We start from the raw sequence: 11,950 nt of genomic DNA, 5'->3' as shown, positions 1-11,950 counted from the left end.
TCAAGCCGTGAGCGTGATGAGCTCACCAGAAGTATGGTTCAGTAAGGTTAAGGTTTGTCCCCATACATAGCCAGTATCAAGACCAACGAATTGAGGCGACTGTGTCTCACCAGAAAGGGCTGCCCAATGACCAAATATAACCTTTTGTTTGGCTTTTAGCTTCGGGTTTTGCACTTTAAACCATGGCTTGATGTCATCTGTCGCGCTATCAGGATGGGATTTATTGTCAAAATTGAGCTCCCCAGATTCAGTGACAAAGCGCATTCGTGTACACGCATTGACGGTAAAGCGGCGCTGCTCTTCTTGGCTAAGTTCTTTCGACCATTTCACTGGCGTGTTGCCATACATGGTTTTTAAGAGGTTGACGTAATCAGGCCCCTTTAAGGCGTCGGACACCTCGTTGCTTAGCGACAGCGCTTTTTTCATTGACCAGCTTGGATAGAGTCCAGCATGGACAATGAGCGTATGTTTGTCTAACTTGGCCGCTAACGGAAACTGACGAAGCCATGTCTCTAGCTCTTTGACATCGCTGGCGTTTAGCAGAGGGTCTAAATTGTCAGACTTTTTGGCTTTGTGAATATCATTAAGCGTAGCTAAAAAGTGAAGGTCGTGATTGCCAAGTACGCTAGAAAAACTGTTTCCAAGAGACTTTAAAAATCGCAGTGTGCTGAGGGAGTCTTCTCCGCGAGCCACTAAGTCGCCCACGGCGTAAAGCGTGTCTTTGTCAGGGTCAAACTTGGCTTTGTCTAAAATGCGTCGTAACCCATCGTAGCAGCCCTGAATATCGCCAATGACATAAGTGTTGCCTTTAGCCATTATTCATCCTTAATGCAGTATATGGGGAACCGCAAGTCTAAATACATCGATAGGGAGTCTGAAGCGCTCACCATTTTCACGCTCCATTTCATAATACCCTTGCATGTTGCCTACAGGGGTATCGATTACCGCTCCACTAGTATATTCAAAACTTTCATTAGGTTTAAGTATAGGCTGTTTTCCCACAACGCCTGCACCCTCAACCTCAGACGTTTTTTCATTCGCATCAGTAATACGCCAGTAGCGATTAATTAATTGAACGGTTTCATCACTCTTGTTTTCAATCGTAATGTGATAGGCAAATGCGAACTGCGCTGAATCGGAAGGGAGATGTTCAGGTAAGTGGCGAGTTTTCACTCGCACTTGGATATCTAATTCATGCATAGAAAAACTAAGACTCTTGATGATATTCTTTGCTAGAGACGGCATTTGCAATAGTAGCAAAATCAGTCAGTGAGAGCGTTTCAGCGCGACACTTCGGGTCAAGACCCAGCGCAGTGATTTCTTCTTCACTTAAACAGTCTTTCAGAGAATTACGAATTGTTTTTCTGCGCTGGTTAAATGCTTGAGCACAGACTCTTTCAAGGGTGCTTAGCGATTCTATCTTAACAGGCGGTACACTGTGAGGTACAAGTTTAACGACCGCTGAATCTACTTTAGGCGGCGGGTTAAAAGCACCTGGTGGTACATTTAATACAGGAATAACGTGACAGTAATATTGCGCCATTACCGAAAGGCGGCCATAGCTTTTTGAACCAGGGCCAGCGGCCAATCTGTTTACCACTTCTTTTTGCAGCATAAAGTGCATATCTTCAATGCAGGGCGCGTGATCAAAAAGGTGAAACATAAGTGGCGTTGAGATGTTGTATGGAAGATTGCCAAATACTCGAAGTTTGCGGTCGCTATCGGGCATTTCTCTTGATAATGCGCAGAAATCCATTGTCATTGCATCTTGCTCAATAACGTTGAGTTTTTCACCGTTAAATGGGTGTTGACGCAAGCGCTTAGCCAAATCTCTATCAAGTTCAATAACAGTGAGTCTGTCTACTTCTTCGCATACCGGGTCGGTAAGCGCGCCTAAACCCGGTCCTATTTCAACCAGGTTTTGTTCATTTTTGGGAGCGATAGCCGCAACAATCTTTCCAATTACATAATCGTCGTGAAGAAAGTTTTGCCCAAATCGTTTTCGTGCCGTGTGGCCTAAGTGTGTTTTACTCATTGTTGATGCTGCGCAAGCTCGATGGCTTTTTCCAATGCTTTTCTGAAACTACCGGCGTCGGCATTACCAGTACCGGCTAAATCAAGCGCTGTACCGTGGTCTACCGATGTACGAATGAAGGGTAAACCCAGAGTGATGTTTACCGCCGCGCCGAACCCCTTGTACTTTAACACAGGTAAGCCCTGGTCATGGTACATCGCCAACACAACATCGGCATCTTGCAGGTATTTAGGTTGAAAAATGGTATCTGCGGGAAGTGGCCCAATGATATCAAGCCCTTCTTCGCGAAGTTCGTTGAGCGCAGGCGTTATGGTACGGATCTCTTCAGTACCAATATGACCGTCTTCTCCCGCATGAGGATTCAGTCCACACACGTAAATACGTGGTTCTTTAATACCAAATTTAAGCTTTAAATCGGTATGAATAATATGAATCACTTTGTGAAGGCGAGCACTCGTGATGGCTTTTGCAACATACTCTAAAGGAATATGTGTGGTGGCCAGTGCAACGTTGAGCCCTTCTGTAGAAAGTAACATCACCACATCAATCGTATTTGACTGATAGGCAAAAAACTCAGTGTGACCACTAAAAGAAACACCCGCTTTGTTGATAATGCCTTTGTGAACTGGGCCGGTCACCACAGCATCAAAATCACCATCAATGTTGGCCTGGCAGGCTTGGCGCAGTGTTTCCACTACGTACAGGCCGTTCTCACTATCGAGTGTACCGGCCACAACATCTGCCGACTTATCGATATGCTTTATAAACAATGACCCCGGCGCTTGAATATCAGCGTTGTCGGGGTCGTAATCGATTAGCGTTAATTCAATGCCAAGGTCCCTGGCACGTGCCGTAAGCATATCGCTATCGGCAAATACAACAAGCTGAGCCTGCCATTCTTCTTGGGCCAGTTTAACGATTAAATCTGGCCCGATGCCCGCCGGTTCGCCCGGCGTTACTGCTATTTTAATTGGTCTGCTCATGAATAACTTATAGTTTAAGACTCGATAACTTCGATATACGCTGCGTCACGCATTTCACGAAGCCAGTTTTCTGTTTCTTCGGCAAACTTCCTATTAAAGATCAGCTGATAGGCTTTTTCTTCTTTGCGCTTATCGGTGGCATCGTCAACGCGACGCTCAATAAGCTGAATTAAATGCCAACCGTGAACTGAGCGCACAGGCTCACTAAACTCACCTGGCTCAAGGTTTGCCAGCGCGTCTTTAAATGCAGGTACGTAGTTATCTGGGTTAGACCAACCGAGATCTCCGCCGCGAAGGGCTGAACCAGGGTCTTCTGAATATTCTTTAGCCAGCTCTTCAAATTCAGCCTCGCCTGCTATTAAGTCTTCTTTAAAACCAGCAAGCATGTCCTTCGCTTTATCTTCACTGAGAATAATAGAAGGCTTAACCAAAATATGACGAGAATTCACTTCTTGCACCGTCACTTTTTCAATACCGCGGGTATCAACGACTTTTAGTATGTGGAAACCGGCGCCGCTTCGAATAGGACCTACCAATGAATCCACTTCTTTGTTTTGCACGGCTTCAGCAAACAGCGTCGGCATTGCGTTGATGTTTAACCAACCCATGTCACCACCTTCAAGGGCTTCATTACCCGACGATGACGCGATAGCAATTTTAGTGAAATCTGAGCCAGACTCGAGTAACGAGATAACCTTTTCCGCTCTTTCACGAGAGGCTTGGATGTCTTCGTCGGTTGGGTCGGCAGGGAAACCAATAAGAATATGACCAAGGCGGTATTCCGCTTGTTCAGCACCTTGCTGCTCTATAAGGCCCATTAACGTATCAATTTCTTGTGGCGTAATATAAACACGACGACGAACATTAGCCCGTCTTACTTCGCCCATGATGATTTCTTCGCGAATGTCTTCGCGGTAGTCGTCATACGCAATGCCTTCTGCAGCGAGTTGAGTTCTTAATTGTTCCATAGAGGCATTTTGATTCGCCGCAATGTTACCAATGGTTTGCTCTAGCTGTGGATCGCTAATTTGAATACCCATACGCTCAGCCATTTGAAGCTGGAGATTTTTGGTTATTAAGCGCTCAATGGCCTGAGTTCTTAAGGCGCGATCTGAGGGAAGCTCTTGATTGTTCGCCTCTGCGTTGCGCTTTACTTCTTTTACTAGTGCAGCGATTTCGCTTTCTAGCACTACACCTTGGTCAACAATCACGGAAACGCGATCAAGCATGACCTCTTGTGCCATACTGCTAAATGAGAGTACTGCACCTAACATCAATGCACGGATAATGAACTTCATACACACTCTTTTATTATTGGTTAATGTATTAACGCACGTTTAATCGGTGCGTAATTACGGGTTAATTTAAACTATAAGGCTGTCGATAGCCAAACATACCGTCTTCCAGCATGCTTCTTCTGCTCGCCATCGAGCCAATTCCTTTGAAAATAAACTGCAGTGAAATCCCTGAATCAAAATCGTCTGTGGTTTGCTCACCATTATCGTTAAAACGATTGTTAAGGGTTCGCTGGGCCACAAAGCGCACAGCCCAGCAGCAAGATTCATATTGCAGGCCTGCGTAGGTTTCGACACTGCGATTTCTTTCTAAATCTCTATACGTTCTGCCAACCCATTGCCAGTTTTTGTTGATAGGCCAGCTGGCAGATATTCCAATTTGATCAATTGTCTCGCCACTTAAATTGCGAACATAGCGATGGCTAAGTTGGAGAAAGCGAGATGCATCTTTTCTGTATTCTATTCCAACGCTGCTCAAGTCAACCTTATCGGTATCCGTTGTCACCTGAACGTCGGAATGGAAATACCAATTTTGGTCAAAGCGCCAGTCTATCTCGGCGGCAAGGGCAGAACGGTCCTGATCTTTTGTTGCTGCTATCACCTTGTTGTTTTCAAGATAGAATATCTGACCCACACTAAGAACGAATTGTTCCCGATTGTTTTTATCTAACATGCGAGTCGTTGCGCCAAGGGTAATTTGATTGTTGTCGTTGATTCGGTCAAGGCCGGTAAATTCTTGCCCGCGAAACAGGCCTTCAACGTCGGTTAAAAGCGCCGTTGAGTCGTATAAACCAATAGCAGTTTGGTCTTCAAATGAGGTATATAAGTACTGTACTTTCGGCTCAAAGGTCATGGAAAATTCATCATTGAACCAAGAGGTATCCCTTTCAAAATATAGCGCACCGTACAGTCTAGCTTGCCCAAGACTTCGCTCAACATCTTCCTCTAATGCGGTTCCATCAACATTGTCTTGCTTGTATACGGTTTGAAACAGCGACGTTTCAGCTACCACTTCTCCCCATGCCGCTCGTAAAGGTAACGCCAATGTAGGAGCGATGTGAAAACGTGTGGCCGTTGGCGCGGTATCAAGTGTGTTGTCGAAATGGGCTATTTCCGAGTCTAGGCTGAACTCAAAATAGCGCCACATTTCGGTACGGTAATTAACTTTGACTTGAGGTACTGCACGATAACTGTCGGCGGTATCTCCAAGTACTTCAAAGTCTTTTACCTCAACGTTGACTGATAAGTTTTCGTCGTAATAGCTAAGTCCGACGCTGCGATATAGGTGAGTGTCGGAACGGCTGTAATAATCAGATCCAAGGTCAAGCAGATAGTTATCGTCGCTTAACCCGTTGAAATCAATATTAAGTAGCCAGTTATCACCAACAAGGCCTTGATGCTGTAATCGATAAAAATAGCGGTCTGGATTACCGTCAATATCGCTATCGCTTGGAAGGTATTCCACATAGGCCATACCCTCGCTTTTTTCCGTTAAATAACGAAACTCAGTGTTGAGCTGAACCCCGCGTCTCGTCATTAAGCGAGGGGAAATGGTCATGTCGTAATTAGGGGCGATATTCCAGTAAAAAGGCTGGGTGTAGTCTACGCCTGTTCGACTGGAGCTGGTTAACTCTGGAAAAAGCAGGCCTGTCTGACGCTCATTGCTTACAGGAAAAGCAAAGTAGGGCAGGTAAAATACCGGTACGTCAGCGATGTAAAAGCGAGTGTGCTTGGCTTGGCCCCACGCGGTGCCTTTCTCCAAGCTTATTTCGCTGGCCCTGATTAACCAGTCTTCATCGCCTTCTGGGCATGTGGTAAAGCTGACTTCCTTAAGTATTATCCCGGTATCGGTGTCCAACACAATATCTTTTGCTGCGCCCTGACCAACAAAACCGGTGAGTTCATACTTGGTATTGGTCATTTCTAAGCGTTCTTCTTCAGAACGCAACGACACCGTATCGCTTTGCACTTTTAGCGCTGAATCTTGGTAGGTCACATCGCCCTTGGCGATAACATCTTTGCCACCACTGTTCACTTGTGCTTGAGATGCACTAATCACTGCAGTGTCCGAGGTTATATCAACGTTGCCAGAGAACAGAGCAACCTTGTTTTCAACAATCTCAGTACGATTTGCTTCTACCTTTATATGGCCTTTTTCCATTAGCCTACTGCTACTGAACGAAACCGGTTCAGCACTGCAAAAAGCCAACGGAGTAGCTAACGATGTGGAGGTGTCCTGTGCAAACGCGACTATGGGCAATAGAGTCGCGAAAACGAGCAAGGCGCAGGTATTTTTCATGCGTAAAAAGGCGGCCTGTTAAATAATATAATGCGTTTAACCCCGTATAAGACGCTGTAGGTCTTTTTAAGTTCGGTGCTGTGTTTAAAATGTGCTGGCGGCAGACGTTTAAAACGCAGCGGGCCACGTTGAGAGACTGTCGATACACTGTCGATACACTGTCGAGAGACCACCAACGTTTTGATGTAGACTACAGCCGGTCAATTCTAAGCACTTCTGAACCAATTACCAACCGTTCCTCCAAAAAATATCACAATAATACGCATTTTTAAGTTGAAGTAGGGCTTTTTACACACAATAACCCTCTAAGAATGGCAAATACATCAAACATTGCTACTTCACTGCAGGCATGTCTTTGATATAGTTGTTGTGACAATCACAAAGCCGATGTTGCCAAAGGTAGCACTACAGGAGCGCAATTTAATGTCTTTTTGGGGTAAGGTTCTCGGAGCCCTCTTTGGTTTCATGTTTTTGAAACATTTTCTTGGCATCGTTTTAGGGTTAGTGGTTGGCCACTTTTTCGACAAAGCATACAGCCAAAACTTCAATAGAATGGGCGGCTTTGGCCGATTCTTCAGCGACCAAAACTCCCTCAAACAGCAGGCCATATTCTTTCATAGTTTGTTCAGCGCCTTAGGACATCTTGCAAAGTCTGATGGGAAAGTGACAGACAGAGAAATTCAGATAGCCACTTCGCTAATGGATGAAATGCAGTTAACCGGTGATGCCCGTCGAGAGGCCCAAGATGCATTTAGAGAAGGGAAAGCACGAGACTTTCCGCTTGCCGATATGCTCAAGGGTTTTTATGAGGCAACCCATGGTCGACGAGATATTCTACAAGTGTTTTTGGAGATTTTGATTCAAGCTGCGTTTGCCGACGGCCAGCTTTCGCAAGAAGAATATGTGGTGCTTGAAAAGGTCGCTAAGCCTCTTGGTTTTAGACGTCGTGACCTCGACTACTTAATTTCTATGTTTGAAGCTGAGCTTCGCTTTCGCCAGCGGGAAGGTCAGCGAGGAAACCAGCGCGGACAAGCAAACGGAAGACGTCAGCATTCACGCCAGCAGCAAGCGCCATATTCAGCGCAGCAGACTCTCGATGATGCCTATCGTATTTTAGGCGTTAGCGCGTCAGACGATGAAAAAACCATTAAACGGGCCTATCGCAAGAGAATGTCAGAGCATCACCCGGATAAGCTGATTTCAAAAGGCTTACCTGAACAGGCGATGGAGATTGCGAAGAAAAAAGCGCAGGATATTCAGTCTGCTTATGAGCTTATTAAACAGCGACGTGACTTTTAACATGGCGTGCAGTGCGTTTTTAAACGGAGAGTTAAACGGCGCTTTTGATGGGCTTTATTTAAGGTTTTCAAATGCTAACGCTATTGTGATATTTCCATGACACAGACAACAAGACAGTTAACCTATGTGCCTGGGGCTAGCCAAGCGCACATTGATAATTTTATTGAGATGCTGTGGCTAGAGAAAGGACTATCTGAGCATACCCAGCAAAGTTACCGAACCGACTTAAAAAAACTCGCGATTTACTTTAACAACGAGGGAATAAAAGACCTTGCTGTTGTCACTAATGAGCAGCTTCAAGACTATTTAGCCTACCGCTACGAACAGGGCCTATCGAGTCGAAGTACTCAGCGGGCGTTAAGCGCTATTAGGTCGTTCTATGTCTTTTTGATTGCTAAACAGGTTCGCGTAGACAGCCCAGTGTCGACCCTTTCTAACCCTAAAACGCCCAAATCATTGCCGACTTCACTTAGTGAACAGCAAGTGGAAGACCTATTGGCTGCGCCGCTCACTGACGATCCTATCGAGTGTCGAGATAAGAGTATGCTTGAAGTGCTGTATGCCACGGGCCTTCGAGTGAGTGAGCTAACTGGGCTGACTATGGATCAGATAAGTTTGCAGCAAGGCGTGGTTCGCGTAGTCGGTAAAGGCGATAAGGAGCGCTTAGTGCCCCTTGGCGAAGAGGCCATCGAGTGGCTTTTAGTGTACATTAAAACGGCAAGGCCCATGCTGGCTACTAAGCAATCTGACGTGGTGTTTTTAAGTCGCCGAGGGCAGCAAATGACCCGTCAGACCTTTTGGCATCGTATTAAATATTATGCGGTTAAAGCGGGAATAGAGCAGCATTTGTCTCCCCACACATTAAGACATGCTTTTGCTACTCACCTTTTAAATCACGGCGCTGATTTAAGAGTGGTACAAATGTTATTAGGGCACAGCGATTTATCGACAACGCAGATATACACCCACGTTGCCACCGAACGACTGCAAACGCTCATTCACAGCCATCACCCGAGAGGGTAGCAGTGCATAGAGAGTGAGACAGGTTAGCTAAAGGGTGACTCGTACCGAAAGCTGTGGAACAGGCAAAAGTCGCGATAAACGGATGCTTCCACCTACCTCAATTCCAAGCGCCTGTGGTACGATTAAAAAAGTAAATGGGGTCAGAACCACATTTTTATAATGCGTCGTTGCGACGTGCCGCATAAACTGCGTCACCGTCAACCATCATCCGCGGCCATGTGAGTCCAATTGGAGAAGTCTAAAGTGAAAGTAGTAAAAAACATCGCAATTAACGCCATCGCTGTTGCAGCTGTCATAATGAGTAGTGTTACTCAGGCTGCCGATGACGCCGCAATTAAGCAGAAACTTAGCTCAGTATTAGGCTTAACCGTAGATTCAATTGCCGATTCCCCTGTTCCTGGTTTAGTTCAAGTTTCTACAGACAGAGGCTTTTTCTATATCAGCGATGATGGTCAGTTTCTTATTCAAGCTCGCGTGCTCAATATCGATGAAGGGATGCGAGATGAGACCGAGGTAGCAATGACGTCGCTAAGACTTAAGGGCGTAGAAGAAATGGAAGCGTCGTCTATCACATTTAAAGCCAAAAATGAGAAGCACGTGATATCAGTATTTACCGATATCACCTGTGGTTACTGCCGCAAGCTTCACAATGAAATTGGCGAGTTAAACGACAACGGTATTACGGTAAATTATTTAGCATTTCCTCGCGCCGGGCTAAATAGCGAAAATTATGATGACATGGTGTCGGTATGGTGTGCTAAGAATCCCCAGCAAGCCCTAACCAATGCAAAAGCCGGCGACAATGTTGCATCGGCTACCTGTAAAAACAAAGTGGCTGAGCAATATAAGCTTGGTCAGAAACTGGGTGTAAACGGCACCCCTAACATTATTTTACCAGATGGCTCGCTTATTCCTGGTTACCAACCTGCTTCACTTATTGTCAGCGCTTTAGAGCAAGCGGGATAATATAAAAGCTTGTCAACAAGCTGAGCTCGTAAAAAAAGCAATGCTCGTAAAAAACAAAGAAAGAGTGGGAATCGTTCCCGCTCTTTTATCGTTCAGTTCTCTAATTTCTTTTTAGAGCCTCAGATTTTTAATGCCCCGACGTCAGTTCTTCATCACGTGTTTTTAAATTTATGCTGCGAAGTGAGTCCACTTTAAATGTAAAATGCAACGCACAAAGGTTTTATTGAATCACTGTACCCCTTTCTACCTCTGCGATAGAATCAATACCTCGAAACAACTCTTCAATACTTAGTGGTACCTCATGATATTGCCTATTGTGCGCCGAGAGTTAAGCCCGGTTATGCTTAGTTCACAGTTACACCCTGTTATCGATAGAATTTATAGAGGCAGGCAAGTCAGTCATACCGATGAACTTGAAAATAGCCTCAAGGGGCTTACCCATTACAAAGCGCTAAAAGGAATAGAAGCTGGAGCTGCGCTGCTTGCTGATGCAGTAGAGCAGAATAAGCGTATTATTATTGTTGGAGACTTCGATGCCGATGGGGCAACCAGCATCGCCGTATGCTTGCTATCAATGGGGTTAATGGGCTTTAACAATATCGATTATTTGGTCCCCAACCGCTTTGACTTTGGTTATGGCTTGAGTGTACCTATCGTTGATGTGGCTATAGAGCGCGATGCCGACGTTATTGTTACCGTAGATAATGGTATTTCCTGTATCGACGGTGTCACCCATGCCAAAGAAAAAGGCTTAGAGGTCATCGTTACCGATCACCATTTGCCTGGCGACACACTTCCGCCTGCCGATGCCATTGTTAACCCGAACCAACCTGGCTGTACCTTCCCATCAAAAAATTTGGCCGGTGTTGGCGTCTCTTTTTACATTATGCTGGCCATTAAGGCTGAGCTACAGCAACGCGGTTACTTTGAGCGCAGCGGTGTAGTGCCACCAAACTTAGCCACACTACTTGATATTGTTGCCGTAGGCACGGTGGCCGATGTGGTGGTTCTCGATAAGAATAATCGAATTCTGGTTCACCAAGGCTTGCAGCGCATACGGGCCGGTAAATGTCGACCGGGTATAAAAGCGCTGGTGGAAGTTGCTAATAGAGAGTGTTCACATCTGACGTCTACCGACTTAGGATTTGTTGTTGGGCCACGTTTAAATGCTGCTGGGCGCTTAGACGACATGTCGCAAGGCATTGCCTGCTTGCTAGAAGACGATAAGATTCAAGCAAGAATGATTGCCGCTGAACTTGACGCATTAAATAAAGAGCGTCGAGAAATAGAGACTGGCATGAAGGCGCAGGCTGAAGAAGCACTAGAAAAAATGTCAATTGATGAAGGCGATATGCCTGCAGCGCTGGTTGTATATCGCGCAGACTTCCACCAGGGTGTTATTGGCATTGTGGCAGGGCGATTGAAAGAAAAGTATTTAAAACCTGTTATTGCCTTTGCTCATCAAGATGAAGAGGTGATTAAAGGCTCGGCTCGCTCTATCCCGGGGGTGCATATTCGAGACGTGCTTGATGAAGTAAACACCCGTTACCCCAATGTTATTGATAAGTTTGGCGGCCACGCGATGGCGGCAGGGTTAAGTTTGCCCGTAGCTAAGCTCGCTGAATTTGAACAAGCTTTTGTGGACATCACGCAGGCTCATATGGACAAACTCGACACTGCGCATGCGCTATTATCCGACGGAGACTTGGGATCAGAGGAGCTATCATTGCCATTCGCTCATATGCTGCGCCAAGCAGGACCCTTCGGGCAGGGCTTTGAGTCGCCGCTTTTTGATGGTGAATTTCAGTTGGTCGACCAGCGACTGGTAGGGCAAAAACACCTTAAAATGGTTGTTAAGTCAAAAGAGGGCACGGAAATCGACGCCATTGCGTTTAATGTTGATTTAAAAACGTGGCCTAATGCCATGGTGAAAAATGTGCATATTGCCTATAGACTCGATATTAACGTGTTTCGCGGCCAAGAGTCTGTGCAGCTTATTGTTGAGCAGATTGATGCTGCATAGCAGCAAACGGCAGTGTTTGTTGCGCAG

10 protein-coding genes are annotated in these 11,950 nt (G+C 45.7%); 4 read left to right on the top strand and 6 right to left on the bottom strand.

Annotated elements, in window-relative coordinates:
• The 6 genes from V7R39_RS02580 to V7R39_RS02555 form a co-directional block, all read right to left on the bottom strand.
• Entirely contained in the window at window positions 1-816 is an 816-nt protein-coding gene (locus V7R39_RS02580; RefSeq protein WP_334027835.1) for a symmetrical bis(5'-nucleosyl)-tetraphosphatase, read from the bottom strand.
• 9 nt (window positions 817-825) lie between these two features.
• Entirely contained in the window at window positions 826-1,200 is a 375-nt protein-coding gene (gene apaG, locus V7R39_RS02575) for a Co2+/Mg2+ efflux protein ApaG (RefSeq protein WP_334027833.1), read from the bottom strand.
• Window positions 1,201-1,207: 7 nt separating this feature from the next.
• Window positions 1,208-2,035 (bottom strand): 16S rRNA (adenine(1518)-N(6)/adenine(1519)-N(6))-dimethyltransferase RsmA, encoded by an 828-nt coding sequence (rsmA, locus tag V7R39_RS02570; RefSeq protein WP_334027831.1) that lies wholly within the window; start codon window positions 2,033-2,035, stop codon window positions 1,208-1,210.
• On the bottom strand, window positions 2,032-3,018 hold the full coding sequence (gene pdxA / locus V7R39_RS02565) for a 4-hydroxythreonine-4-phosphate dehydrogenase PdxA (protein ID WP_334027829.1): 987 nt from the start codon (window positions 3,016-3,018) through the stop codon (window positions 2,032-2,034). Before pdxA ends, rsmA begins: the two co-directional genes overlap by 4 nt.
• Window positions 3,019-3,032: 14 nt before the next feature.
• The gene (gene surA, locus V7R39_RS02560) at window positions 3,033-4,316 is read right to left on the bottom strand and encodes a peptidylprolyl isomerase SurA (protein ID WP_334027827.1); all 1,284 of its coding nucleotides are present in this window, start codon (window positions 4,314-4,316) and stop codon (window positions 3,033-3,035) included.
• A 61-nt stretch (window positions 4,317-4,377) separates the two neighbouring features.
• Window positions 4,378-6,612 (bottom strand): LPS-assembly protein LptD, encoded by a 2,235-nt coding sequence (locus V7R39_RS02555; protein ID WP_334027825.1) that lies wholly within the window; start codon window positions 6,610-6,612, stop codon window positions 4,378-4,380.
• Between the two features lie 423 nt (window positions 6,613-7,035).
• Here V7R39_RS02555 and djlA point away from each other — a divergent pair, with 423 nt between their 5' ends.
• The 4 genes from djlA (at window position 7,036) to recJ (ending at window position 11,923) form a co-directional block, all read left to right on the top strand.
• On the top strand, window positions 7,036-7,911 hold the full coding sequence (gene djlA / locus V7R39_RS02550) for a co-chaperone DjlA (RefSeq protein WP_334027823.1): 876 nt from the start codon (window positions 7,036-7,038) through the stop codon (window positions 7,909-7,911).
• Window positions 7,912-8,007: 96 nt separating this feature from the next.
• Window positions 8,008-8,934 carry a site-specific tyrosine recombinase XerD gene (xerD, locus tag V7R39_RS02545; RefSeq protein WP_334027821.1) on the top strand — a complete coding sequence of 309 codons (927 nt, stop codon included), beginning with the start codon at window positions 8,008-8,010 and terminating at the stop codon, window positions 8,932-8,934.
• 261 nt (window positions 8,935-9,195) lie between these two features.
• The gene (gene dsbC / locus V7R39_RS02540; protein ID WP_438823504.1) at window positions 9,196-9,900 is read left to right on the top strand and encodes a bifunctional protein-disulfide isomerase/oxidoreductase DsbC; all 705 of its coding nucleotides are present in this window, start codon (window positions 9,196-9,198) and stop codon (window positions 9,898-9,900) included.
• 301 nt (window positions 9,901-10,201) lie between these two features.
• On the top strand, window positions 10,202-11,923 hold the full coding sequence (gene recJ, locus V7R39_RS02535) for a single-stranded-DNA-specific exonuclease RecJ (RefSeq protein WP_334027819.1): 1,722 nt from the start codon (window positions 10,202-10,204) through the stop codon (window positions 11,921-11,923).
• Window positions 11,924-11,950: the final 27 nt, after the last annotated feature.

It is taken from the genome of Alteromonas sp. P256, from assembly GCF_036864455.1.
In the GTDB taxonomy this organism is placed as follows: Bacteria; Pseudomonadota; Gammaproteobacteria; order Enterobacterales; family Alteromonadaceae; genus Alteromonas.
Note: the sequence above shows the minus strand (reverse complement) of the source record. Positions and strands in the feature narration are given on the sequence as shown.

Excerpts from the sequence above, each read along its gene's own strand:
- surA (WP_334027827.1), bottom strand. The coding sequence starts at position 4,316 with ATGAAGTTCATTATCCGTGCATTGATGTTAGGTGCAGTACTCTCATTT.
- pdxA (WP_334027829.1), bottom strand. The coding sequence starts at position 3,018 with ATGAGCAGACCAATTAAAATAGCAGTAACGCCGGGCGAACCGGCGGGC.
- V7R39_RS02580 (WP_334027835.1), bottom strand. The coding sequence starts at position 816 with ATGGCTAAAGGCAACACTTATGTCATTGGCGATATTCAGGGCTGCTAC.
- xerD (WP_334027821.1), top strand. The coding sequence starts at position 8,008 with ATGACACAGACAACAAGACAGTTAACCTATGTGCCTGGGGCTAGCCAA.
- djlA (WP_334027823.1), top strand. The coding sequence starts at position 7,036 with ATGTCTTTTTGGGGTAAGGTTCTCGGAGCCCTCTTTGGTTTCATGTTT.
- V7R39_RS02555 (WP_334027825.1), bottom strand. The coding sequence starts at position 6,612 with ATGAAAAATACCTGCGCCTTGCTCGTTTTCGCGACTCTATTGCCCATA.
- apaG (WP_334027833.1), bottom strand. The coding sequence starts at position 1,200 with ATGCATGAATTAGATATCCAAGTGCGAGTGAAAACTCGCCACTTACCT.
- rsmA (WP_334027831.1), bottom strand. The coding sequence starts at position 2,035 with ATGAGTAAAACACACTTAGGCCACACGGCACGAAAACGATTTGGGCAA.
- recJ (WP_334027819.1), top strand. The coding sequence starts at position 10,202 with ATGATATTGCCTATTGTGCGCCGAGAGTTAAGCCCGGTTATGCTTAGT.